General features: G+C 41.9%; 21 protein-coding genes. 16 read left to right on the top strand and 5 right to left on the bottom strand.

Annotation, left to right across the window (positions count from 1 at the left end; all coding sequences use genetic code 11):
- Window positions 1-3 precede the first annotated feature (3 nt).
- The 10 genes from ABZP31_RS08910 (at window position 4) to ABZP31_RS08865 (ending at window position 9776) form a co-directional block, all read left to right on the top strand.
- Window positions 4-543, top strand: coding sequence for an HAD family hydrolase (locus ABZP31_RS08910; protein ID WP_005019694.1), 540 nt, complete (start codon window positions 4-6; stop codon window positions 541-543).
- A gap of 39 nt (window positions 544-582) precedes the next feature.
- Window positions 583-1131 (top strand): LPS export ABC transporter periplasmic protein LptC, encoded by a 549-nt coding sequence (lptC, locus tag ABZP31_RS08905; protein ID WP_005026609.1) that lies wholly within the window; start codon window positions 583-585, stop codon window positions 1129-1131.
- Window positions 1115-1681 (top strand): lipopolysaccharide transport periplasmic protein LptA, encoded by a 567-nt coding sequence (gene lptA / locus ABZP31_RS08900; protein WP_005026607.1) that lies wholly within the window; start codon window positions 1115-1117, stop codon window positions 1679-1681. Before lptC ends, lptA begins: the two co-directional genes overlap by 17 nt.
- The gene (lptB, locus tag ABZP31_RS08895) at window positions 1681-2427 is read left to right on the top strand and encodes an LPS export ABC transporter ATP-binding protein (RefSeq protein ID WP_005019697.1); all 747 of its coding nucleotides are present in this window, start codon (window positions 1681-1683) and stop codon (window positions 2425-2427) included. Before lptA ends, lptB begins: the two co-directional genes overlap by 1 nt.
- A gap of 216 nt (window positions 2428-2643) precedes the next feature.
- The gene (locus ABZP31_RS08890; RefSeq protein ID WP_248134980.1) at window positions 2644-4152 is read left to right on the top strand and encodes a TolC family protein; all 1509 of its coding nucleotides are present in this window, start codon (window positions 2644-2646) and stop codon (window positions 4150-4152) included.
- A complete protein-coding gene (locus tag ABZP31_RS08885; RefSeq protein WP_248134978.1) occupies window positions 4149-6293 on the top strand; it encodes a type I secretion system permease/ATPase in 2145 nt (714 codons plus the stop codon). The genes ABZP31_RS08890 and ABZP31_RS08885 overlap by 4 nt, the downstream gene beginning before the upstream one ends.
- Window positions 6290-7480, top strand: a complete 1191-nt coding sequence (locus tag ABZP31_RS08880; RefSeq protein ID WP_248134976.1) for an HlyD family type I secretion periplasmic adaptor subunit — start codon at window positions 6290-6292, stop codon at window positions 7478-7480. Before ABZP31_RS08885 ends, ABZP31_RS08880 begins: the two co-directional genes overlap by 4 nt.
- A gap of 94 nt (window positions 7481-7574) precedes the next feature.
- Entirely contained in the window at window positions 7575-8171 is a 597-nt protein-coding gene (locus ABZP31_RS08875; RefSeq protein ID WP_005019703.1) for a YigZ family protein, read from the top strand.
- Complete coding sequence (locus tag ABZP31_RS08870) at window positions 8164-8781, top strand: acyltransferase (RefSeq protein WP_005404456.1); 618 nt, start codon at window positions 8164-8166, stop codon at window positions 8779-8781. Before ABZP31_RS08875 ends, ABZP31_RS08870 begins: the two co-directional genes overlap by 8 nt.
- Before the next feature lie 152 nt (window positions 8782-8933).
- Entirely contained in the window at window positions 8934-9776 is an 843-nt protein-coding gene (locus tag ABZP31_RS08865) for a universal stress protein (RefSeq protein WP_005404457.1), read from the top strand.
- Window positions 9777-9962: 186 nt separating this feature from the next.
- Here the strand turns inward: ABZP31_RS08865 and ABZP31_RS08860 are convergent, their stop codons facing one another.
- From ABZP31_RS08860 to ABZP31_RS08840, 5 genes are all read right to left on the bottom strand, one after another.
- Window positions 9963-10631 carry an O-methyltransferase gene (locus ABZP31_RS08860; RefSeq protein ID WP_005019707.1) on the bottom strand — a complete coding sequence of 223 codons (669 nt, stop codon included), beginning with the start codon at window positions 10629-10631 and terminating at the stop codon, window positions 9963-9965.
- A 146-nt stretch (window positions 10632-10777) separates the two neighbouring features.
- Window positions 10778-11494: a D-Ala-D-Ala carboxypeptidase family metallohydrolase gene (locus ABZP31_RS08855; protein WP_005019708.1), complete on the bottom strand. Its 717-nt coding sequence runs from the start codon at window positions 11492-11494 to the stop codon at window positions 10778-10780.
- A 130-nt stretch (window positions 11495-11624) separates the two neighbouring features.
- Window positions 11625-11948 carry a ferredoxin FdxA gene (gene fdxA, locus ABZP31_RS08850; protein ID WP_005019709.1) on the bottom strand — a complete coding sequence of 108 codons (324 nt, stop codon included), beginning with the start codon at window positions 11946-11948 and terminating at the stop codon, window positions 11625-11627.
- 663 nt (window positions 11949-12611) lie between these two features.
- Window positions 12612-15263, bottom strand: a complete 2652-nt coding sequence (mutS, locus tag ABZP31_RS08845) for a DNA mismatch repair protein MutS (protein ID WP_005404458.1) — start codon at window positions 15261-15263, stop codon at window positions 12612-12614.
- A gap of 921 nt (window positions 15264-16184) precedes the next feature.
- Entirely contained in the window at window positions 16185-16379 is a 195-nt protein-coding gene (locus tag ABZP31_RS08840) for a heavy-metal-associated domain-containing protein (RefSeq protein WP_005404459.1), read from the bottom strand.
- 151 nt (window positions 16380-16530) lie between these two features.
- Here ABZP31_RS08840 and ABZP31_RS08835 point away from each other — a divergent pair, with 151 nt between their 5' ends.
- The 6 genes from ABZP31_RS08835 (at window position 16531) to ABZP31_RS08810 (ending at window position 26513) form a co-directional block, all read left to right on the top strand.
- Window positions 16531-19008, top strand: a complete 2478-nt coding sequence (locus ABZP31_RS08835) for a heavy metal translocating P-type ATPase (RefSeq protein ID WP_005404460.1) — start codon at window positions 16531-16533, stop codon at window positions 19006-19008.
- A 63-nt stretch (window positions 19009-19071) separates the two neighbouring features.
- Window positions 19072-19464: a Cu(I)-responsive transcriptional regulator gene (gene cueR / locus ABZP31_RS08830; protein WP_005019722.1), complete on the top strand. Its 393-nt coding sequence runs from the start codon at window positions 19072-19074 to the stop codon at window positions 19462-19464.
- 545 nt (window positions 19465-20009) lie between these two features.
- Window positions 20010-21800 carry an IucA/IucC family siderophore biosynthesis protein gene (locus ABZP31_RS08825; RefSeq protein ID WP_248134973.1) on the top strand — a complete coding sequence of 597 codons (1791 nt, stop codon included), beginning with the start codon at window positions 20010-20012 and terminating at the stop codon, window positions 21798-21800.
- The gene (locus ABZP31_RS08820; RefSeq protein WP_248134972.1) at window positions 21793-23199 is read left to right on the top strand and encodes a SidA/IucD/PvdA family monooxygenase; all 1407 of its coding nucleotides are present in this window, start codon (window positions 21793-21795) and stop codon (window positions 23197-23199) included. Before ABZP31_RS08825 ends, ABZP31_RS08820 begins: the two co-directional genes overlap by 8 nt.
- A 13-nt stretch (window positions 23200-23212) precedes the next feature.
- The gene (locus tag ABZP31_RS08815; protein WP_005404463.1) at window positions 23213-24649 is read left to right on the top strand and encodes an MFS transporter; all 1437 of its coding nucleotides are present in this window, start codon (window positions 23213-23215) and stop codon (window positions 24647-24649) included.
- Between the two features lie 22 nt (window positions 24650-24671).
- Window positions 24672-26513 (top strand): IucA/IucC family siderophore biosynthesis protein, encoded by a 1842-nt coding sequence (locus ABZP31_RS08810; protein WP_101235106.1) that lies wholly within the window; start codon window positions 24672-24674, stop codon window positions 26511-26513.
- Window positions 26514-26522 lie beyond the last annotated feature (9 nt).

The raw sequence follows: 26522 nt of genomic DNA, 5'->3' as shown, positions 1-26522 counted from the left end.
ACTATGGCATCGTATGTTTTACTTGAACAGGCTCGACATATGCAGGCCCTGGTTCTGGATGTTGATGGAATTTTAAGTGATGGTTTTGTTACTCTCACTAATAGTGGCGATGAAATCAAGTCTTTTGATATTCGTGATGGTCTGGGAATGAAGCTGGTGCAGCAGGCAGGTATGAAAGTCATCATCATTACCGGTCGCAGCAGTAATATCGTACATACCCGTATGTCCAGTCTGGGTGTTGATCTGGTTTATCAGGGCCGTGAAGACAAAGGTGTAGCATTACGTGAAGCCTGTGCGCAGCTTGGCCTTTTACCAGAAGACTGCCTGTATATGGGAGATGACTGGCCTGATCTCTCTGCTTTTGCGATTGCTGGTATGAAAGTTACTGTACCTAATGGTCATGTGGAAGTACGCCGCCGTGCAGATCTGGTAACCCAGTCAATGGGTGGTCGCGGTGCAGTACGGGAAGTATGCGATATATTATTAAATGCAAAAGGTGTTTACCAAGAACTTCTTGAAAAATATCTTGCTGTACCACATTAATAACAGATGACCTGATTTAAAGAACTTAGAACCACGCTTATGGATACCCGAGTTTTATACGTTGTTGCGATTTTAATAGCAGCCCTAAGCGGTGGTTATTATTATTTCAGTGGAAAGGGCAAACGGCTTGAGGTGAATTCAGGGCGTAACATGACTTATTCCGCAAAAGGCATTCATCTTACTCAAACAGATGAGCAAGGTAATCTGTATGTAAAAGCCAAGGTTGACCGTCTGGAACAGGATATGCAACAGAAAACGTCCAGGCTTGATAATCTGGATGCTTCTATGTATGAGGACGGGACAGTTAATGCCACTTTCTTTGCACGTCAGGCCAATAGCTTTAATGACAATGAAAAAATTGTCTTATCGCAGGATGTGGTGGCTACCCGTTTGGGCGCACAAGGGCCTATGGAGTTTCGTACCGATAAATTGACAGGTTATCCCAAGCTAAAGCAGCTGGAAACTGACCATCAGGTTATTGTACAGTCACCTCAGGCAGAATTTGTAAGTCAAGGTTTAAAAGCTGATTTAAATAAAGGCCAATACGAATTCTTTAATATTCGAGGAAAGTATGTCCCAAACACTTAATTATAACCGAACTTCAACTTTCCTGAGACAGGCTGTACTTACTGCATTGCTCGGAGTAACCTCTGTAGCCGCTTTGGCTCTACCTTCTGACCGTAATCAGCCGATATCACTGGTTGCTGACCGCGCAACCTATAATGAAAAAACTGGTATAACCACTTATACCGGTAATGTCATTATCGAACAGGGTACTATGAAGCTTCAAGCCAACTCAATTGTGGCTCAGCTTAATAAAAGCCGCCAGATCAGTACGATTACTGCTACGGGCAAACCTGCCAAGTTCCAGCAGCAGCTCGATACCAATAAAGGTCTGGCTCGTGGCGAAGCCCAAAAGATAGTTTACAATGCTGAAACCGGTATTATTACGCTTTCTGGTGGAGCTTATCTCTATCAGAATGGAGCAAGTATTCGTGGAAACACCCTGCGCTATAGCATGAATAAAGGCGATATCGAGGCTGTTGGCTCATCAAACAGTACAGGTTCATCGACAGGCCGGGTACAGATTATTATTCCACCATCAGCTTCAAAAAATTTCCCGGGAGCACGTGATTAATGGAGCAATCACTAAGCCAGCCACAAACCCTTACTATTAAGCATCTGGCAAAAAATTACAACAAACGCTGGGTTGTGAAAGATGTGTCTTTTTCCATGCAGAGTGGTCAAATTGTTGGTCTCCTGGGTCCAAATGGAGCCGGTAAAACGACCAGTTTTTATATGGTGGTCGGCTTGGTCCGTATGGATAAAGGTGAAATCCATCTGGATCATCTGGATCTTTCAGATCTGGCCATGCATGAGCGTGCGCGTAAGGGAATTGGCTATTTACCTCAGGAAGCATCAATTTTTCGCAAGCTGACAATTGCTGAAAATATCATGGCGATTCTGGAAACCCGTAGAGACCTGAATAAACAGCAACGCCAGCAACGTTTGAATGAACTACTGAATGACTTCAAAATTACTCATATTAAAGATTCATTAGGTATGAGTGTCTCTGGTGGTGAACGCCGTCGGGCCGAGATCGCACGTGCTCTGGCTGCCGATCCGAAATTTATGCTGCTGGATGAACCCTTTGCAGGCGTTGATCCGATTTCAGTAGGCGATATTAAAGATATTATTCGTAATCTGAAAGAACGTGGCATCGGTGTACTCATCACTGATCATAATGTTCGTGAAACACTGGCTATTTGTGAAAAAGCTTATATTGTCAGTGAAGGTGCAGTGATTGCAGAGGGTACACCGCAAGAAATCTTGGAAAATGAAACAGTGCGGCAGGTCTATTTAGGCGAGGATTTCACAGTTTAATTAGACAGTCTTTTTTTGATTCTACTTCTAAACTGCTCATAAGCTCTTTTATTTTACTAAAATTTAAAATAAATCTTGTGAGCTTTTTCCTTAATTACAATTTTAAAAACTAGTAAAACTATTTAACAAAAATTACGGTTCAGTTATTAAAAATATGTAAAATGTAAAAGTTCCAAATTATACCTATAGCAAAGCGTTCAACACTGTAACCCTTTTATGAAGAATAAAGTAATTAATAAAAAAGTTAATGGATTAATACCTGCGGTTCTATGTTTAACCCTAGCACCTTTAACTATCTTAAATGCCGCCACTCCTGGTGAAAGTTACCATACTTTAAAAACCAATCTTGTCCAGTTGTTCTCACCTCAGCAGAATGAATCATATCGACAGGTAAATATTGCAGAACTTAGCAATTTTCAGCTGGATCGGTCTGCTATTCAGGAGTTGCCTGTAGTGGGTTCAGCTAGTCCGGCGTCTGTTTCGACTCAAGTCTCCACAGAGCTTTCACTGATTGAAGCGGTGCGACTGGCTGTGCAGCGTAATCCGCAAATCACTCAGAGTATTTCGTCTGTTGCTGCACAAAATGCCAATATTGATGTGGCCAAGGCTGGCTATTATCCACAGCTTTCAGGTGGTTTAAGTACGGGTGACATGACCACAGGAGAGCGGGGCCGACAGTTGCTGAGCCTGAATGCCATTCAGATGCTCTACGATTTTGGCAAGGTCCGCTCTGGTGTGAATACTGAACAAGCCCGATTACAGGCTGAACAGGCTAATGTGCTGGTCAGTATTGATGAGATTGCACTTGAAGTTGCTAATGCCGTGATTAATGTTAAGCGGTATCAGGAGCTTAGCCGGATTGCCCAGCAGCAGATCAGCGGTATTCAATATATTCTGGAGATAGCTAACCTGCGCGCTAAAGCAGGTATCAGCAGTCAGGCTGATCCGGTACAGGCCCAGTCTTATCTTGAATCTGCCCAGGCAAATCTAATCGCGCAGCAGTCTTTTCTGCGGCAGTATCAGCAACGGCTGCGCACCTTGCTGGGTTTTGAAGTCAGCCACACTGGCTGGATCATACCAGAAACACTAGTAGCCCGATCAGCATTATATGAAGAGCCACAATTTACTACGATCCCGCAGATGATGGTTGCTCAGGCACAGGTCGAAATTGCAAAATCGCAAAGAGAACAAACCCGGTTAAGCCGTTATCCAACCTTGAATGTTAGAGGTTCGCTGAGCCAGGCAGTTAATGGCCAGAATCCCAATAATAATGAAGATGATGGGCTCTACAGTTCTGTCATGCTAGAGGCTACCAGCAACTTTTATCAGGGCGGGGCAGTAACTTCGCAGACACGTGCAGCGGGTTATGCGGAGCAGGCAGCCCGGGCCAGAGTTAATGCAGTTTATCTTGATGTGCTGGATCAGGTACGGACCACCCGTGAACAGGTTGAAAACAAGCAGAGACAGATGCAGGTACTCGTTGCAAGACAGGCTACCACTGTGCGGACAAAAGAGCTCTATCAGGAACAGTATAAACTTGGAACGCGAACGGTAGTGGATTTGCTCAATGCCGAACAATCCATCCATTCCTCGGCTTCAGAGATTGAAATCGCCCGTTATGACATTTATGACAGTATTGTTCAGAATATCGCGGCAACAGGACGTTCACGTGATGTCTATGACTTAAATAATATTTCGATTCAGGGACTTGAAATTCAGCCATGAGTACAAAAATAAATTACCAGCCTTGGCTACAGGGCGTAATGACGGTTGCCCGACATTACCGTATTGAAACCTCTGAAGAGCGCATTCGTTTGCAGCTGGACTGGAACCAGATCCAGACTCTGGATGAGGTTCTGTTATTGATGACTCGTCAGGTAGGTTTAAGCTTACGTAAGAGCAAATTTACGCCCGATATACTGAATCCCTGGCGTTTGCCGGTTCTGGTTGAATTCCAGAATGGACAGGTGGGTGTGATTGACAAGGCCGACACCGCCGGTAATGTCAGTATACAGCTGAGTGGCGATCAGGGCCTGGCGCAAAGTTTTAAAGTAGATGAGCTACAGCCAGTCATTAAAACTGTTTACATCCTCCGGCCTGAGAGTTCGGTACCTGATGCGCGGATTGATGAATATATCAAGCCTTATGAAGCTAACTGGTTCTGGAGCATTGTCCTCAAGGACTGGAAACGTTATATCGACATTATGTTTGCCTCTCTCATGGCAAATATTCTGGCACTGGCGACTATTATCTTTTCCATGCAGGTTTATGACCGGGTGGTACCTTCCCAATCCATTCCAACTTTATGGGTTCTGGCTGGAGGGGTACTGATTGCTGCGATCTTTGAATTTATTATGCGGGTTGCCCGGGTTTACCTGTCCGATATTATTGGCAAACGTGCTGACCTCAAAGTTTCGGATCGAGTATTTGGCCATGCATTACGAATTAAAAACAGCGAACGTTCAAAATCAACCGGAACTTTTATCTCCCAGATACGTGAGCTCGAAGGTGTAAGGGAGCTGGTCACCTCAACCACAATCAGTGCCATTGCCGATTTACCTTTTTTCTTTCTGTTTCTGGTTATCTTCTGGATCATCGGTGGCAACCTGTTCTGGGTGATGCTGCTAGTGGTACCGCTGATGATTATTCCCGGTATTCTGGCCCAGAAGCCGCTGGCCAAGCTTGCCCAGGAAGGCATGCGTGAATCCTCTATCCGAAATGCCATACTGGTTGAAGCCGTACAGGGAATTGAAGATATCAAGCTGCTACGGGCAGAATCCCGCTTTCAGAACCAGTGGAACCATATGAATGAAGTCTCTGCCGATGTCAGTATGAAACAGCGCAAGATTGTTGGCGTAATGACAGTCTGGACCCAGAAAATCCAAGGACTGACTTATGCCATTGTAGTGCTGGTCGGTGCCTTTGCCGTAATGGAAGGTGACATGACTACTGGTGCACTGGTAGCGTGCTCGATTCTGTCTTCACGTATGCTGGCGCCAATTTCACAGATTACAGGTGTGCTGGGACGTTTGCAGCAGGCTAAAGTAGCTAAACAGAGTCTGGATGAGCTAATGAAAAAACCGGTAGATCAGCCTGAGCGGGCCAGTCTGATTCACCGGCCTGTACTATATGGCAATTATGAACTCAACGGCATAGTCTTTAAATATGGTGAAGATGACCCGAAACCCAGCCTGATGATTCCAAAGCTCAGTATCCGTGAAGGTGAAAAGATTGCCATACTTGGTCGCAATGGTGCCGGTAAAACGACTTTGCTACAGTTGCTGGCCGGAATGCAGGTTCCCCTGCAAGGGAACATTGACCTGGATGGATTAGACCTGAACCTGATTGACCCGTCAGATGTACGCCGCGATGTAGCTTTGCTTAACCAGAATGCTCACCTGTTTTATGGCACTATCCGCGAAAACCTGACTTTAGGTGCGCCTCTGGCCAGCGATGAGGATGTGTTAAAGGCACTGGCAATTACCGGTGCATTGCATTTTATTAAAGAGAAAAAAGAAGGCTTGGACCATATTATTCTGGAAGGGGGAATCGGGTTTTCGGGTGGGCAGCGTCAGGCATTATTATTAGCCCGGTTACTGATTCGCCAGCCTAATATTTTATTGCTGGATGAACCTACTGCTTCTATTGATGACGTTTCAGAAAAACAGCTGATTGACCACCTTAAGGGCTGGCTGTCACACCGTACCCTGATCGTGGCAACCCACCGGCGTGCAGTGCTGGAACTGGTAGACCGGATTATCATTATAAATGAGGGCCGGATCATGATGGACGGGCCGAGAGACCAGATCCTGCAGCAAACTGTAGCAGCGCAGCCCCATAAGACCATTCAAGGAGGCCAGGCATGAGTGATCACAAACCTGAACTGCAACGTTCTATGACAGTCTCTTACCGGGAGCCTCCCTTACCCAAATCAAGTCTGGTAATCTGGATTGTCGGCTTATGTCTGCTGGTACTGCTGGTCTGGGCCTGGTTGTTTAAACTTGAGGAGGTCTCAACCGGAACCGGAAAGGTGATTGCGTCATCGAAAGAACAGGTAATTCAGTCCTTGGAAGGTGGCATATTGACCCGTCTCAACGTTAAGGAAGGTGATATTGTCGAGCAGGGACAGGTACTGGCCCAGCTTGACCCAACCCGCTTTGCTTCCAATGTAGGAGAGTCCGAGTCGCTGCTGGTTTCGGCACAGGCAACTGCGGCACGCTTGCGCTCTGAGGTAAATGGTACGCCATTATCATTTCCGGAAAGTGTACGTAAAGTACCGGCACTGGTTCAGGAAGAAACTGCGCTCTATTATTCAAGGCGCAGCAATCTGGAACAGTCCATGTCGGGACTTAAACAGGCATTGGAGCTGGTCAGGCAGGAACTGGTTATGACCGAGCCGCTAGTCGCCAAAGGTGCAGCCAGCGAAGTTGAAGTCCTGCGTTTAAAGCGTGAAGCCAATGATCTGCAAAACCAGATGAATGATTTGCGTAACCAGTACTATGTAAAAGCACGAGAGGAACTGGCCAAAGCCAACACAGATATTGAAACCCAGCAGCAGGTGGTCAAAGGTAAATCTGATACTCTGCAGCGTACCACTTTCAAGGCGCCGGTCCGTGGAATTGTAAAGGAAATTGATGTAATGACCCGCGGTGGGGTAGTGCCGCAAAACGGTAAGCTGATGACGATTGTTCCCCTGGATGAACAGCTGTTGATCGAAGCACGCATCTCTCCCAGGGATATTGCCTTTATTCGGCCGGGACAGGATGCGCTGGTAAAAATCACGGCCTATGACTATTCAATTTACGGTGGACTCAAGGGGAAGGTAACCGTAATTTCACCGGATACCATTCGTGATGAAGTGAAGCAGGACCAGTTTTACTACCGGGTTTACATCCGTACCGCTACGGACAAGCTGATCAATAAGGCCGGGCAGAGTTTCGGAATTACTCCGGGGATGGTGGCAACGGTAGATATTCGTACCGGACAGAAAACAGTATTGGACTATCTGCTTAAACCATTTAATAAAGCTAAGGAAGCTCTACGGGAACGTTAAGAAACTTACTTTGAAAAGCCTTCTGAGGGAGGCTTTTTTATTTTTAAAATTAAACCGGTTATACTTAATATTTGTTGCAACATGTGATGGTGATATGCCGTTTACAATTTCCTCCCCAGTCCAGTTTGAAGAAGAAATTAAAAAGAGTCGGTTCCTTGCAATTGCTGCGCCTGTAGATAATGAACAGGCAGTAAAAGATTTTCTTGAAACTTATAAAGATCATAGTACTACTCATCAGTGCTGGGCTTGGAAAATTGGGCATCAAATCCGTTTTAATGATGACGGGGAACCTTCGGGAACAGCAGGCCGTCCTATTCTTGCCACTATTGAAGGGAATGAACTTACCAATGTTATTGTCTTGGTTAACCGCTGGTATGGTGGAATCAAGCTGGGCACAGGAGGGCTGGTACGGGCTTATGGTGGATGTGCTGGACAGTGCCTGCTGCTGGCAGAAAAGGTTGAAGTAATTGAGAAAAAACAGGCTTACTTCTGCTGTCATTTTAATGAATGGGCTATATTGCAATATGAACTTAACCAGCAGCAGATTGAGTTTCAGGAAAATTATACAGCTACAGGAGTAGAAGTAGAGCTACTTTTGCAGGTGCATCAGATTCATTCCTTTAATTTAAAACTTCAAGATATTAGCCGGGGACGGGAACAGCTAAAATTACAGGAGCAGGAGCATGCCTGAACAGGATCCTTTACTAAAATATAGAGATCAGCATAAGCACCGCCTGAATTATATGCCTTGGCTGTACTATACGTTAAAGCCCAAGCATCGGGCCTGGGCCGAAGCATGGCAGCAGGAATATCAGGCTTATCTGATGGAAATGGAAACAGTAGAGATTGGTAAAAACTGCTTTATTTCACCACTTGCCCATATTTTTGCCGAACCGGGACGCAAGATTATTATTGGCGATCATAGTTTTATTGCAGCAGACTGTACCTTACATGGCCCAATTGAGATCGGGCAGGAAGTCGCGATTAATCACCATTGTATTTTAGATGGTGGTCGTGCTGGAATCCGTCTACACGATCAGGTCAGGATTGCTGCTTATTGTCATCTGTATGCATTTGATCATGGTATGGCACTTGAACAGGCGATCTACCAGCAACCGGTGCGTTCTCAGGGAATTGAAATTGGGAAAGATGTGTGGTTAGGTGCACATGTTGGTGTAAAAGATGGTATCAAAATAGGAGCACATGCAGTAGTCGGTATGAATAGTATGGTGACACATGATGTGGCTACCTGTGAAATTGTGGCAGGAAATCCTGCTAAACTGATTCGCTATCGGAAATAAAAACTGCATTCTAATATAGAATATTTATAAATGATTATTTTACTGGCAGGTTTTCCAGTTTAAAAAATTAACGCATAAAGTACTTGCTTTGTGATAGCTTAATTTATGACATTAAAACATATTGGGCGTTAAGACCTAAAGAGAGGCGTAAAATGAACCGTGTAATTGCATGTATTGACTCATCTCCATGTATCAATGCAATTGCTGAGGCAGCTGCCTGGATAGCATCGAAAACACAACGAGAACTAGTGCTATTACAGATTCTGGATTATTACCCTGCCAGTTATCATTTGGGAGAAATTAGTGGCGTAATCGGCTTTGAAAGTAATGCCATGCTCTTGAAAGAACTGGCAGAGCTTGAACAGAAACAAAGTGAACTTGCCATGGATTATAGTAATAATCTGCTTAAACATATTTCCAATCTGATTCAAGAAAAATATGGTATTACCTGCACTAAAATTCAGGAAAAGGGAGATTTTCTGGAGCAGAGTTTCAATTTGCTTCATGAAGAAGATATTGTTGTGATTGGCCGTGTGGGTGAACGCTCTGCTGAACGTAACAAAGCAATTGGCAGTAACGTTGAAAATTTTATCCGTGGTGTAAGAAGTACGGTAATGACGGTAGGTGAAACGTTTAAGCCACCAACACGGTTTATTTTTGCTTATGAGTATTCACCGACCTGTCTTGCCATGATGCGCCGCATTGCAGTGAGTGACCTGCTTAGACAGTTACAATGCCATTTGCTTTATGTAGGTGACCAACCCGAGGTTCTAAATGAGCCTACTCAGTTCTTGAAGAATGCAGGGCTCGATGTTGTAGTAGAATATCGCTATGGAGATGTAGCAGAAAATATTTTAGATTATCAGCGTGAACATGGAATTCAGATCATTGTTCTGGGAGCGTTTAGTCAGAGTAAAATTCGGCAATTTTTCTTGGGCAGCATCGCTACAACTATTTTCCGTAACGCGACAGTTCCGCTATTAGTAGCAAAATAATTGGTCTTTAAAGACCAATCTATTTAGCCATTAATATATTTAGAATAAGTTGTAAAGTTTTAAATAGTATTAAAAAAGTCCATATAGTTATCCGCAATTACTGTGGATAACTATATGGACAGTATATGTAATATATTGGAATTTAAAAAATTTTTTATAGTGATTGTTTTTTATGCTTTTGAGTTTTTATTTTACAATAGCTAATGCAAACCCATCGTGACCTTTACTCCCGACTGTTTGTAGAGCTGTAGAAGATAGAAGCCGTGGGTGATTTTTTAAGGCCTCAAACAAATCGCGGATACCCTCAATACTTGGTTTTTTATTTTCAGGATTGATGATTTCACCGGCACGTATGACATTGTCCATGAAAATTAAAGTCCCTGAACGTGAAAGGTTCAAGCTTAATTCCAGGTATTCAGAATAACTCTGTTTGTCAGCATCGATAAAAATAAAATCAAAAGGTTCGGCATTCTGTTCAATTAATTCATTTAAAATATCAGCAGCACGTCCAACTTTTAAATCAATTTGAGCTGCCAGTCCGGAATGCTCGATATTTTCCTGTGCGACAGCAGCATGAGCTTCACGGCCTTCGATAGTAAGCACATAACCTTCATCACCCAGTGCTCTGGCTAACCAGACTGTACTATAAGCAGCAAAAGTACCCAGTTCCAGAATTCGCTTGCAATTGTTCATCTGGATCAACATTTGCAGAAGCATTCCCTGATTAGGGGCAACTGCCAGATGTTCAGGCAGACCTCGACGTGCTGTATTATCTACAGTCCGTCCTAAACATGGATCATCGGGAATTAAATGTGAATCAATAAATTGGTCAACCTCTGTCCACATCTGCTGCATAATTTGATCACCTGTATTTTCATTGAGGCAATTGTAAGCCTTTCTAGTCAGAGTTCAATTTACCTTAAAAAGATTTGCTGGTTTTTTCTGCAATTTCTGATTGTAAAAAAGGAGGCATAAACCTCCTGTATCTGACAGAAATTCAATTAGAAATGACACATTGAACTGTTACGGGTCAGATCTGGTCCCCAAGTACGGTAACCATGAGTATCAATGTGAATTTGTCCAGAGGCATACAGACCAAGTCCCATATTAAAGCTTTGCCCATGCTGAGACCAGAATTGGCATAATTTAAATTTGGTATTTTCAATGAAAGCATAATCTTCAGGTTGAGGAAACTCTGGCCCTATACGAAAATCTATAGCTGAATTGAACAAATGGCGTGAAGAATTGGCCCCACCAGCACATTGATTTAAAGGTAAATCCCGATAGACTGAAGTCACTTCAAAATCGGTCAGAATTTTAGACGCTACCAAGTATTTAAATATACGTATAGTTGCCAGCTGGTTATTCCATAATTCACGATTTGGGATGGCATATTGTGAGCGGCCACATTTTTGCCAGTCACGGGCAGTACGCATGAGTTCAAAACTGGGGATAATATTGCCGACGTTATTGCGTTCCAGAAACTGTTCATACTCGCGCACACGTCTAAGATTATCGCCTGAAGCAAGCCAGGTTTGGTAAGAATTAGGAACAACTTTAGGTGGAATCAGACGTTCAATAATCACGCGTTCCTGTGGTATAAAAATACGTTTTCCATGTGGATGGGCCATATTGCCTTGTTGCGGCGCAGTAACACAACCACTCATCACCAAAGGCATAATGCCAATTGCCATTATACCTTTCAATAAATGCTTCATCGAAAAATCAATTACTTATAAATTGGATATCTATTCTAATTCAAAAATGTCGGGAAAAATGGGAAAAATTGCAATCTAATGTTTAATTTGAGTATAAAAAAAGATCAGCTTATGCTGATCTTTTCTCATTTTATTTCTCAAGATACTGGAGCTTGTCCGGTTTGCCATTCCACTCTTCACGGTCTGCTGGCTGTTCACCAATTTGAGTAATATTTGGCCATTTTTGTGAAAGGTCTGCATTAAGTTCGATAAACACTTCCTGACCTTCTGGAAGTTCATCCTCAGAGAAAATTGCATTGGCCGGGCATTCTGGTTCGCACAGAGCACAGTCAATACATTCATCAGGATTAATAACCAGGAAATTCGGACCTTCATAGAAGCAGTCTACCGGGCAAACTTCTACACAGTCTTGATATTTACATTTAATACAGTTTTCAGTGACAACAAAGGTCATGGCGACAGCTACCTAAAAATACGGTTCTAATGAGTAATGCGCTATTTTAGGCAAAAATCTACTCTACTAACAATTCCTTTTATTGATATTTGTTATTTATATGCATGAAATACAATTAGAATATTGATATTTAAACAGTACTAAGCAAAACAGTTCTATATTTCTTGAAAAATTTCATAAAAATAGCAATTCAAAAACAAGAGCATAACTACCAATAAAGAGTACAGGAGTAAATTTCGTCTAAAAATGAACAGTAAGATCTATAAAAAATAATGCCTTATTTATACCAATATTTTTTAAGATTAATTCTTGGCCGAGTTATTTTATTGTAGCTTGAAAATCTATTACTGATTCCAAGCTCAGGATTGATTGTTGTAATAGAAGTTAAGATTTATGAGAGAAGTTTAAATTCCTGATCAATTATACTGTTTAAGTGGTCAACTCAAGGAGTGTAAAAAAATAATCTGGAAATAGAACCCAAGATTCTTGGTCTTATCTGCATAAAGATGTCTGCATTTATCTTATAACGAGATAAAGATAAATTTAATTTTATAAATTATAGACTTGAAAATAGATAAGCTGTACAGAATGCAGGTAGAAATAGCAATATATAAAAATCGCACTGAATAGTGCGATTTTTATATTCAGATTTGTGGTCTGTTTTTAGCCTTTACTCATCGTCTGCTCAAGCTGATCTTTGAGTTTATAGAGCTGAGCCAAAGCTTCCCGTGGAGAAAGACTATCGATATCAAGCTGTTCTAAAGACTCTAGTACAGGAGAAGTTTTTTCAACCTCAGTTATCGTCTCCGTGACAGGAGAAACTACGAGGGGAATTACATCAAACAGATCATTTTGTACCACTGTCTGTAAATGCTGTTGCTGCTGCTTTTCCAGAATTTTGAGGCGTTTTTGTGCTTCTTTAATTACACTGGCGGGGATACCCGCAAGTTTAGCTACTTGTAAGCCGTGACTCTGGCTTGCTGGTCCAGGCTGTACCTTGTGTAGAAGAATCAGATTGCCATTCATTTCTTTGGCTGTTACATGATAGTTATCTATACCAGCTTCTTGGCCAAGCTCGGTTAACTCAAAATAGTGGGTAGCAAACAGACACAGGCATTTAATACGTTTGGTTAAGTCCAGTACACACGCCCATGCTAAAGACAGTCCATCATAAGTGCTGGTTCCACGGCCAACTTCGTCCATAAGTACTAAAGACTGACTGGTAGCGTGATGCAGAATCTGAGAGGTTTCTGTCATCTCTACCATGAAAGTGGATTTACCCGATGACAAATCATCTGCTGAACCGATGCGAGTAAAAATCCGGTCAATTGGTCCGAGTCGTGCAGACTGTGCCGGTACGAAACTGCCGCAATATGCCAATAGGCTGATTAGCGCAGTTTGGCGCATGAAAGTTGATTTACCTCCCATATTCGGACCAGTAATAATCGCCATGCGATGATTAAAATCCAGAGAAGTATCATTTGGGGTATAAGGGGTTTTACTTAAACTTTCTACGACCGGATGACGCCCAGCTATAATCTTGATCCCAACTTCAGGTGAAAACTCCGGGCGGTTCCAGCTTTTTAAGCGGGCCTGATAGGCAAAGTTGGCCAGCAGGTCTATCTGGGCTATAGCACTGCTCATAACTTGCAGACTGGCAATATCCTGACGCAGTTCTTCAAGTAGTAATTCAAACAGGAGTTTCTCACGTGCCAAAGCACGCGATTCGCTAGAAAGCACTTTATCTTCAAAGCTTTTGAGTTCTGGGGTGATGTAACGCTCAGCATTCTTTAGGGTCTGACGACGAATATAATGCTCGGGTGCCTGCTCTGCCTGTGCACGGGTAAGTTCAATGTAATAGCCGCTGACCCGGTTATAACCAATCTTAAGTGTAGAAATACCTGTCTGTTCACGTTCCTGAATTTCCAGGTCGATCAGAAACTGGCCGGCATGGTCACGAATTTTACGTAGCTCATCTAACTCATGATCAAACCCTTCGGCTATTACATTGCCGTCACGTAATAATACTGGCGGATTTTCAACAATTGCTGAACTTAAGCGTTCAGATAAGACCTTAAAATCACCGAGCTCCTGATAAAGCTGATGAAGCATTTTTGATTTTTTACTATCAATTACTGGCTGTAATGCATGACGTAAAAAAGGGATTTGGCTACATGCCTGACGCAACTGTACCAGATCACGGGGACGTGCAGTGCCTAGGGCAATACGGCTTAATACCCGTTCGATATCACTGATTTCTTTTAAAACCAACCTTACAGGAGCTTCATGATAGCCCTTAACCAGTTGCTCAATGGCATCAAGCCGAGCTTCTAAAATGACTGTATCACGTATGGGCTGCATTAAGGTGCGGCTGAGTAACCGTGAACCCATTGCAGTCTGACACTCATTAATGAGATGAAATAATGATGTACCATGCTCAAACAACGGATCAATAATTTCCAGATTGCGCCGTGTAACCGGGTCAAGCGCAATAAAATCACTGCTCTGTTCCAGACGGATAGACCGAATATGTGGCAGAGCCGTTTTTTGTGTCTCTTTCGCATAGTGAATGAGGGCGGCGGCGGCGGCCTTCGCTAGAGGTAGATGATCAATACCAAAACCGGACAAAGTGGACACGGCAAACTGGTCGCACAACGTTTTTTGCGCATTATTTAAATTAAAATCAACATTTGGACGCTTAGTGACTGGACAATCAATCTGTTTCTTGATTTGCTCAATAATATTGGCATCGACGAGATCTTCATCGACCAGAATTTCGCTTGGCATTAAACGGGAAAGTTCAATTGCCAATTGTTCTGCTCTGTATTCCTGCTGTTGAACTTTAAAGATACCCGCGCTTAAATCCAGTAAGGCAATACCCACCTGGTTCTGCTGAAAACATAAGGCGACCAGATTAGAGCTTTGATAAGAACTTAACAGAGCATCATCAGTTAGTGTACCTGGTGTTAAAATACGTACAACCTTACGCTCTACAGGACCCTTGCCTGTAACTTCACCCACCTGTTCACAAATGGCGACTGTTTCGCCAGCTTTAACCAGACGCGCCAGATAGCCCTCTGCAGAATGATAAGGTACGCCCGCCATCGGTATAGGGTTGCCGTTAGCTTTACCGCGATGGGTTAAGGTAATTCCAAGAAGTTTGGCGGCCTTATGAGCATCATCAAAGAATAATTCATAAAAATCACCCATACGATAAAATAACAAGGCATGGTTATGTTGCATTTTGACTTTTAAGTACTGCTGCATCATAGGAGTATGGGGGGAGAGGTCAGCCATTATTTCTGTGCTATTCATGTATGTAAATCCTTAAATTTATAAAATAAATTTAGTTTTCTAGGAATTTTGGCTGTCTAACCAATTCGATGCGTACCTGACCTGAACGAAGAGAAAAAGTATATCTTCTTCTATATTAAAATTGAGTCAACAGTATGTGAGAGTACGAAGGCACTCTACGGGTGTCATATTAACAAATCCATATAGATTCACAAAAAGGATTGCTCATATGAGTGAGTAAATTAACAACAAAAAGTCTGCTCTGTCAGTTTGTATCATAAATAATATGAAATTGAGTGATACTAATAAAAAAGATTTTAGTGAATATGGGTGAAGAGTTGTTTAGGGCAAGGTGAGAGTTAAAATTTTGATTTAATGCTATAAAAATAATAATTTATATAACTTTGTAAATATATCTCTAGTCAAGGTGTGCATAGGACTATAGCGAGTAAAGGGATTATATTTCCAAGGCACTTACTGTTCCTAAATTAAATGATTGATGAGTAAAAATAAGTGTTAAAAGCTAATAGTAAAATATTCGTCTTAAATGAAGTAATTAAGTTTTATTTAATAAAAATAATTGAAGACTAAGTTGTTTTTAATAAAAGAACAGGAGAGTACAGGCAATAGAAAGATCATAAGTTCTGAAAAGATGATAAGAAGCAAAAGGGACTTTATATCTTAATTCAACTAAAGAATTTGGTCTGGATAAACTGAAAAATCTTTTGATAAAATGAAGAGAGAATAAGCACTGCGCAATATAAGTATTGATTGGAGTATAAATAAAAACAACAGTAAACAACCTGAGCGCTAAATTAGAATATAGTCATACATGATTGACATGATACTGCTTTATCTATTGTTTAGTATAAAAACTATTTGTTTTTATTAGGTCTTAGCGCCCTATTTTTCTAAAAATAAGGCGTTAAGTGAGCAAATATTTTATTGAGATTTTGCTGGAAAACCATCTTCTGCTAAAGCATTTGTAATCTTGTCGATACTTTCGATTGATTCTACACTGACGACCTTGGTCGCTAAATCAATATCAACTTTGGCACTAGGGTCTATTTCATGAATGGTTGCAGTCACACCACGGGCGCAGCCCCCACAAGTCATATTTTCAATCAATAATTTCATGGATTTTCTCCAAATAGAACATCACTTCAAGCAAAGTTTAAACCTTTCCATGATGGTAAGGTCAAGTGTATTCTTTTAAAAAATTTGCTTGACCTTACCATGATGTCAATCTGTATGCTGCACCTTAAAGATTGTCATGACAGAGGTTGTTATGGATTCAAAAAATATAAAACCTTCTCCCTATCGTGAAACATTATCCATCACCGGTATGACCTGTGCTTCCTGTGTTGGGCGTGTGGAAAAGGCATTGAAGAAAGTGGAGGGCGTTGAAAGTGCCCAGGTTAATCTGGCCACTGAAAAGGCCGTGGTTTCTTCTTCTGAGCCTTTAGACCTTATGGTATTGACTAAAGCCGTAGAGCGAGCTGGCTATGAAGTTAGTGCTACGCAGCCCATAGAACTTGAAATTGATGGGATGACTTGTGCCTCTTGTGTAGCAAGAGTAGAAAAAGCCTTAAAAAAGGTGACAGGTGTACAACAGGCCAATGTCAATCTTGCAACTGAACGGGCTTGGGTACAAGGCAATACTCAATTACAGATTAATGACTTGATTCAGGCTGTACAAAAGGCTGGCTACACTGCCAAGCTGGTTGAGCAAGATCAAAATGAACAACAGGGCAAAAAGGCCTCAGAACAGCAACAGCTTAAACGTGATTTAATTCTTTCCTTGATTTTAGCTCTGCCTGTTTTCATTTTGGAAATGGGTTCGCATATGATTCCAGCCTTTCACATGTGGGTAATGGAATATATTGGTCATCAACCGAACTGGCTGATTCAATTTGTTCTAACCACACTAGTACTCATATTTCCAGGCCGACGTTTTTACCAGAAAGGAATTCCGGCCCTGTTCCGTTTGGCACCAGACATGAATTCTCTAGTTGCTGTTGGAACGCTGGCTGCATATAGTTTCTCACTGGTTGCAACCTTTATTCCAGAAATACTGCCTCAAGGCACAGTGCATGTCTATTATGAGGCAGCAGCCGTGATTGTGAGCTTGATTTTATTAGGACGCTATTTAGAGGCAAAAGCTAAAGGACGTACTTCACAGGCTATTCAACATTTAATAGGAATGCAGGCTAAAACAGCGCGTATTTACCGTGATGGGCAGGTGATAGAAGTACCAGTTGCAGAGGTGACTACTGACACGATTGTTGAGATTCGTCCTGGCGAACGTGTGCCTGTTGATGGGGAAGTAGTGGAAGGCCGAAGCTATATTGATGAGTCCATGATTACAGGTGAGCCTGTTCCTGTAGAAAAACATTCGGGAGACCAGGTTGTAGGCGGGACAATCAACCAGAACGGAACATTAAATATTCGGGCAACTGCGATTGGCGAGTCGTCTGTATTGGCACAAATCATTCGTATGGTTGAGCAGGCTCAAGGCTCCAAGCTCCCTATTCAGATGTTGGTTGATAAAGTCACGATGTGGTTTGTTCCAATGGTAATGCTGTTAGCTACGCTGACTTTTATTGTCTGGTTTATTTTCGGCCCAGAACCTGCCTTAACTTTTAGTTTGGTGAATGCAGTGGCAGTATTGATTATTGCCTGCCCTTGTGCAATGGGACTAGCGACCCCGACCTCAATTATGGTAGGTACAGGACGCGGTGCAGAAATGGGTGTGTTATTCCGTAAAGGTGAGGCTCTTCAGCTTTTACAGGAAGTTAAGGTTGTTGCAGTAGATAAAACAGGTACACTGACTGAAGGCAGGCCACTATTGACCGATTTTCATGTTCAGCAAGGTTTTGAACATAAGAAAGTTTTACAGATTGTGGCCTCGGTTGAAGCAAAATCTGAACACCCGATTGCACTGGCAATTGTTCAGGCTACAGAGCAGCAAGAAATCAATCTGTTGCCTGTAACAGCTTTTGATTCAGTTACAGGATCAGGCATTAAGGCAGAGGTTGAAGGACAGAGTGTCCAGATTGGTGCTGACCGTTACATGCAGCAGTTGGGCCTTAATATTACATCTTTTGAGCAGGAAGCAGCACGTTTGGGACAAGAGGGTAAAACCCCAATCTATGTGGCAATTAACCATGAATTAGCAGCCATTATTGCTGTTGCTGACCCCATCAAGGAAACCACATATGCTGCCATTAATGCCTTACACCAGTTGGGTTTGAAGGTAGCCATGATTACAGGTGATAATCGCCATACTGCTCAAGCGATTGCTGTGCGTTTACATATAGATCAGGTCGTGGCTGAAGTTCTGCCTGATGGAAAAGTTGAGGTAGTACGTCAGTTGCAACAGCAATATGGTCGGGTAGCATTTGTTGGAGACGGTATTAATGATGCGCCAGCCTTGGCCCAAGCTGATGTTGGCTTGGCAATAGGCACAGGTACCGATGTGGCGATTGAGGCAGCAGAAGTTATATTGATGTCAGGTAATTTACAGGGTGTACCCAATGCAATCGCATTAAGTAAGGCAACCATTAGTAACATTCGACAAAACCTGTTTTGGGCGTTTGTTTATAATATTGCCTTGATCCCTATTGCGGCGGGGGTATTGTATCCTGCATTTGGTATTTTACTGTCACCCATCTTTGCAGCGGGTGCCATGGCATTATCTTCTGTTTTTGTATTGGGTAATGCCTTACGCCTAAAATATTTCAATGCGCCGCAAGTGAGTACATAAACTATATTGATAAGGGTGGAAATCAAATTAAGGTTGAAACCCTGTTTAGGCCAGAGGTAATAAATGAATATTGGTCAAGCTTCGAAACAATCAGGCATTTCAACCAAAATGATCCGTTATTATGAACAGATTGGTCTGCTTGAGCCTGCTAAAAGATCGGATTCTGGCTATCGGATTTATTCAGAACGTGATCTAAAAACCTTGGTTTTTATAAAACATGCCAGAGATTTAGGCTTTTCCTCAGAGCAAATGAAAGAACTGGTTTCCTTATGGAAAAATACAGATCGTCAAAGTGCTGAGGTTAAGCAACTGGCTTTAAAACATATCGATGAATTAAAACAAAGAATCGCCAGATTTCAGGAAATGGTTAATCTTTTACAGACATCAGCAAATTATTGTACTGGCGATAATAGTGCAGATTGTGCAATTTTAAATCATATTGAAAAAGGAAAATAAAATAGCGAGAATGGACATTCATGCTACAGGAAAATATACCTAAAGCTATATACAACACGAGAGACAGATGTAATGATAATTTTTTGATTTTATTTAATTAATATATAAATTTATATTTATTTATTTGCGGTATAAAGTAATTTTCTAGAAAAACTATCATCTAAAAAATATAAAAACTTTCTAACTGACCGGGACAAATTTTCTGTACTGAACTGAATACAACCTAAGGCTGCCGCTGTTTTTACGTCGATTTCAGCTACATACTCAACATCTAAATTAATATATTCAGATACTAAAGCAGTTAGTCATCCCAACCTAAATTATTTCACTATAACTCCTCAATAAGTTTATCTGTTCTTTTATCTATAGAGAAATTTTTATTTAAATATTTAATTTAATGAAACTTTTTTTAAAGCTATGTAAGCAATATTGATTGCTAGCACCCTATTAAATGAAAATGTAAATAATAGTAATTATCATTTACAATTAATTTATATAAGTATATTTTACTCATCACACTATTTTTACTTAATAGAGTGATGAAGATGAGATCGTTCACGGATAAGATCGCTTTACAACATTTAGTCAATGCATATCTACAAGAAACAGGTAATGGTCGTTTTATTCCTATCGCAGAACAATCGCAACAGTTACAAAACCAGAGTCAGGGAAATACCGTATTGTGTATTCCTTTGCAAACAGTTTCCGGGTTTTTATATGCGCCACTTGCCTATGTGAGCAAAGTAGGCAGACATCGTTTCGCTGCTTTACCGTGGGTAGAACAAGGCGGGAAAATACTGAAGCTGAGCCCGGTCAATTTGGCAGCAAACTTGTTGGAAAATTTAATTTTTCAAAAAAATGATGAAGCATTAGATTCCTCATCTTTGCTTGAATGCTGGATTCAAAGCCGTGGGGCTCTGCAACAATTTCTGAGTTACCGTGAAGAACAGATCGATGCCGTAATTAAGGCCCAGCAAAACTTTATTCAAAGTGAGCAAGCTCTGGTTCTCGGACATAGTATGCATCCCTCACCAAAGAGCCGTCAGGGTTTTGTTCAAAATGACTGGCAGCTTTATTCTCCAGAAACTCAAAGTACTTTTAAGATGCATTTCCTGTATATCCATCCAGATCAGGTAGTACATGACAATGCCCATAAAATTGATATTTCTAACCAATTAAAACAGGACCTTGCACCATTTTTTAATGCCTATCACCAAGCCAAAATGGATGAGTATCCTGATTATGCGTTATTACCATTACATCCATGGCAAGCCCGCTACTTAAAAGATAAAGACTGGTATCAACAGCTTTTACATCAAGGCAGACTGGTTGATTTTGGTGCCTTGGGTTGGGAGATGAAAGCGACCACCTCGGTACGTACTTTATATAGCGAACAGGCGCCCTGGATGTTTAAAACATCTCTGACAGTCGCCGTAACCAACTCTATTCGAGTTAATCTTTATAAAGAATGTCATCGTGGTTTGCTGAGCTACAAATTGTGGAATGATGAGTGCCTTTCCGGTTTCAGGCAGCGTCATCCACATTTAAAAACTATCAGTGATCCGGCCTGGATGGCTTTAAAAGTTAACGGACAGGTTTTAGATGAAACCATTTGTATTTTGCGTGAAAACCCATTCCAGGAAAATGCTGATGTGACCTGTATTGCTTCACTCTGCCAAGACCATCCTTTTGAAGCTAGAAACCGTTTTAGCAAAATCTTTGCGAATCTTTCCCGAAAAACTGGTCAAAGCCAAGCCAGTATTGCTTTGCAGTGGTTTGAGCGTTTTCTGGAAATCACGATTTTTCCACTAATGGAGTTGTATCATGAATTTGGTATGGCATTTGAAGCCCATCAGCAAAATACTTTAATTGAGCTTGAAGAGGGTATGCCTAAAAATGTCTGGTTTAGAGACAATCAGGGATTCTATTATATTAAGGAGCTGGCCAGCGAAATTTTAGAACGTTTCCCGACACTTGCAACAGATGGCCAAGCAGTCTGTCCAATAGCTTTAGTGGATGAGCGTTTCCGTTACTACTTTATTGGTAATACTTTATTCGGTCTGATCAATGCCATTGGTATAACAGGAGTAGTTGAAGAGCAAAAACTGATTGAAATGCTGCAATCCTGTCTGATGCAGGCCTACCAAAAATATCCGGAAAGTAATTTATTAAAAACTGTTTTATATCAAGACACCTTCCCCTATAAAGGTAATTTGATGACGCGTTTGTATGAGTTAGATGAATTACAAGCCCATATTTCTCAGCAATCCATTTACATCAACCTTAAAAACCCGCTGTATGTTGTACAGACTGTAGTGGAGGCTGAATATGCTTGATTTTATCGGGATCGGTTTAGGACCCTTCAATTTAAGTCTGGCAGCCTTGCTTCATCAGCAGAGCTCACTCAAATACCAATTTTTCGAGAAACGTCAGGATTTTGACTGGCATGCTGGCATACAGCTACCTAATGCCATGATGCAAGTACCTTTTATGGCTGATCTGGTTAGTCTGGTCGAGCCGACCAGCCCGTATAGCTTTTTAAATTATTTAAAAGCCCATCAACGTCTATATAAGTTCTATTTTCGGGAAAATTTATATATTCCACGCCAAGAATACAATCATTATTGTCAGTGGGTCGTTCAACAATTAGAGCATTTGCAGTTTGGTAGCCGAGTAACCGACATCGCGCCAATTTTAGGTGGTTTTCAGGTTATTACTAAACAAAAAGGCCGGCTATCTGTGCATCAAACTCGAAAACTGGTGTTAGGAACAGGAACAACACCCAAGTTACCCCAGCCATTACAGCGGATAGCCGAGCGACATCCACAGTGTCTGCACTCCTCGAATTATCTGTATCAGGGTGATCAGCAGTTATCGGGCAATGTGGTACTCATTGGTTCGGGTCAATCAGCTGCTGAAATCTTTATTGATTTATTTGACAGGCAGATTAACCCTGAAACCGGGCAAGCAAAATTTCATTTATATTGGCTCACTCGTTCAGCAGGCTTTTTCCCCATGGAAAATACGCCGCTCGGTCTGGAAAGTTTTAGTCCAGATTATATGTCTTATTTTTATCATTTATCCCAAGACTTAAAAACGACATTACCTGCAACTCAGGCCAACCTGTACAAGGGTATTAGTGCCAAAACCATTCGTGATATTTATGAACGGCTTTATCAGCGAAGTATTGGAGCAGTAGATACACATGTCACTCTGGCAGGCCATTATCATCTTGAAAATGCCCAGCTGGTTCATGGAAAAAATATTCAGCTTAAATTTTTACAGATACAGAAACAGCAGAATTTAAATATACAAGCCAGTACGGTTATTGCTGCAACGGGCTATCAATATCCATCTTTAGACTTTTTAAATAAGCTTGGCTCTAAGATTGGTTTAAATCCACAGCATCAATGGGAAATTAATGAAAACCATCAACTCAATTATCAGGGTGATGGGGAAATTTATGTTCAGAACACGGACTTGCAGCATCATGGTGTCGGGACACCTGACTTGGGTTTAGGAGCTTTCCGTTCTGCAAAAATAGCTAATCAAATTTTAGGTAAAACTTATTTTGAAATTGAAGGCCGACAAAGTTTTCAGGATTTTCAGATTAAGGAAACTGAAGCTTCGTTTGCTATGCCTGCTATAGCCAAAAGTAATTTTCGGACAGATGTGATTTCATCACCGATTTCAAAAAAAGTAGCAGATTTATTTCCTCAATATTCAATGAAATAAATGGGGAATTGTCATGGCTGAAATATCAAATTCAGATTCCTGTTCTGTTTCGGATCCTGACCTGTCCCAACGCTGGGTCATGCTGTCTGTTATGTTGGGAACAGGAACGGTGAGCCTCAATAATAGTAGCTTTAACCCGGCAATTCCCCAGCTGATGCAGGATTTTCAGATTGCAGAAGCAGCAGTAAGCTGGGTGGTGGTAGTTTTTCTTTTAACCATGAGCCTCAGCCTGCTGTTAACTGGTTTTTTAAGCCAGCGCTTTGGTCAGCGCCAAGTCTACTTATCTGCATTAAGTATTTTTATGTTGAGTTCAGTCTGCGGTGTATTTACCTCCGGCTTTGAAACAGTATTGGCTGTACGGGCCTTACAGGGTTTTGCAAGTGGACTGATGATTCCATTGTCGCTGGGCATTATTTTTTCAGTGACACCGAAACAGCAACGTGGTAGTGCAACGGGACTATGGGGCGCAATGATCATGCTGACTCTGGCCTGTGGCCCGATGTTGGGTGCACTGCTTCTGGTCTGGTTCAGTTGGCAAGTACTTTTTTTGCTAAATGTTCCCTTGGCTCTAGCAGCGTTAGCCGTCGGATGGTTATATTTGCCCAAGCAGTCACTTACGCACAATTTAAAATTTGACTGGTTCGGTTTTAGCTTGCTGGCGGTTTCAATCATTTCGTTACTGTTGGGGCTAAGCACAATTAAGCAATGGGCAGATTTTTCCCGGTCTTTATTCTGGTGGCTGTTCGGTTTAAGTGGATTAAGCGGGTTTGGTTTTATTTGGTTCAGCCGAAAAAGAACCAGCACGATTATTGCTTGGCCCCTATTTCAAAGCCGTGAGTTTAATTACAGTCTGATCATTTCGATTGTACATACTGTTGGCTTGTTTATGAGCCTGCTACTGATTCCATTACTGGTCCAGAATACACTTCAGCTAAGTCCAATCTGGACAGGCCTATTGCTGATGAGTAGTGCCTTAGCCACCAGTCTATGCAGCAGACACGTAGGTAAATATCTAGATCAGCACGGTGCAAAATGGCTGATCAGTTTTGGCTTGTTGCTAACTGCAATCGCCTTTATAGGGCTGGGCCTGGCCGCCGGTCTATCTGTTAGTTTGCTCATCTTTTGCATGATCATTCATGGTCTGGGTTTTGGCTTGTCGTATATGCCTGCGACCACCGCAGGGCTTAATCATCTACATAATCCAGAGCTGGTCACGCAAGGGGCTGCTGTCAATAATCTGTTTCGGCGCCTCTGTTCGGCTGTCGCCGTGGTGATGGCTGCACTTTATTTACAAACTCGTACACAGCATTTTTTATTGAACCATGAACTGCCTATTGCACAACTGTATGCAATTCGCGAACTGTTTTTCTTCTGTGCCGGCATGACGCTATTAGGCTTGCCCTATGCATGGAAATTTCCACATTCAAAACAGTCCACACTTCATATTTAAAATTGATAATCAAGGAAAAATTATGGGTCACTTAGCTACAGTATTCGCACAAAATAACCATTCCACTTTTACACCTACCTTGGCTTGGCAACAACCCGATCAGGCTGCTATTAAAAAGGTAGAGCAACGAGTTATTAAACAGTTATTTCAGGCACTGATTTATGAAGAGGTGATTGCAGCCACAATAGAAAATGAATGTTTTATCGTCAGTGCTCAGGATCGGAACCAGCAGGCGGTAGAGTATATTGCCTCGGGTAAACACTATTTGAGTTTTGGTTTAGTGCGTATGGATGATCAGGATGTCATGCGCCAGGACCATACCGGGCAAAGAACGGTTGCACAATTAAATCAGGTGATTGATGAAATTGTTCGGGCTATTCCAAATGCGGCAAAACTAGAAGATTTTATTCATGAATTAAAACGGACTTTTATTCATGATGTGCAATCGCAGCAGTACCAAAATGCGTTTTCGCTTCCTGCTGTCCAGCACAGCTATGATGTTCTCGAAACCTATTTGATGGCGGGGCATCCCTATCACCCGTGTTATAAGTCCCGGGTTGGCTTCAGCCTGCAAGATAACTTGAAATATGGCGTAGAGTATGCACAACCGGTCCATCTGATCTGGCTGGCTGTACATTCTTCTTTATGTTCAGAGAATGCCTCTCACTCAATTGATGCAGATCAGTTTTTACATGAACAGCTGACTAAAGGAGAGACAGAAATATTCAATCAGGTTTTGGTAAGGCAGGGCTTGGATACTACTGAATATACCTGGCTGCCTGTACATCCCTGGCAGTGGGAAAATACCCTGGTCCATACATTTTTTGAAGAAATAACCGCACAAAAAATGGTGTATTTAGGCCGTGGTACTGATGCCTATATTGCGCAGCAATCATTAAGAACCTTAACCAACTTACAGCATCCAGAAAAGCCTTATATCAAACTTTCGATGAGTTTAACCAATACTTCAAGCTCACGAATTCTGGCTTCGCATGCCGCCATGAATGGCCCGTTAATTACCGATTGGTTGCAAGGCCTGATCGAAAAGAGCGAGATTGCCCGTTTTTTAGATTTTGCAATTTTAAGAGAAGTGCATGCGACTGCTGTTGATTTTACCAAGCTTCCCGCGTCTCATGCCAGACAGGCTTATGGCACGATTGGAAGTCTATGGCGTGAAAGCATTCACCACTATTTGAAGCCGGGGGAAGATGCCATTCCGCTGAACGGCATCAGTCATGTCCAGAACGATGGCCAACTTCTGATTCAGCCCTGGTTAGATGCACATGGAACTGAAGCCTGGCTGACCCAATTCCTCTCCGTGGTGATCCAGCCCATTCTGTTTTTATTACATGCTGAAGGAATCGGCTCTGAATCACATGGACAAAACATCATTCTGCTACATCAGAATGGCTGGCCAACCCGCATTATTTTAAAAGATTTTCATGACGGTGTTCGTTTTCATCCGGACCATCTAACCCATCCAGATAAGTGTCCTAAATTACATGCCTTGCCGGCAGAGCATGCCAAAGCCAATCGCATGTCCTTTATTTTGACTGATGATTTAAATGCAGTTCGGGATTTTAGTTGTGCCTGCCTGTTTTTTGTCGCTTTGAGTGATATTGCGATCACCCTGCAACAGCAAATTGGGTTAGCTGAACAGCAATTCTGGCAAAAGGCGGCCGATATTATTCATCACTTCCAGAAAAAATACCCGCAGCATCAAAGTAGATATGAAAAATTTGATGTATTTGCAGCGCAGTTTTGCATTGAATCTTTAACCAAAAGACGGCTGTTTGGTGATAGCAAAGTACAGCTACGTCTGGTGAATAATCCACTACATGCATTTCGTCAACTATCAGTTTAAGAGTGTATC

It is taken from the genome of Acinetobacter sp. FL (genome assembly GCF_040744925.1).
Lineage (GTDB): Bacteria > Pseudomonadota > Gammaproteobacteria > Pseudomonadales > Moraxellaceae > Acinetobacter > Acinetobacter radioresistens.
This window is presented reverse-complemented; position numbering and strand designations above follow the sequence as displayed.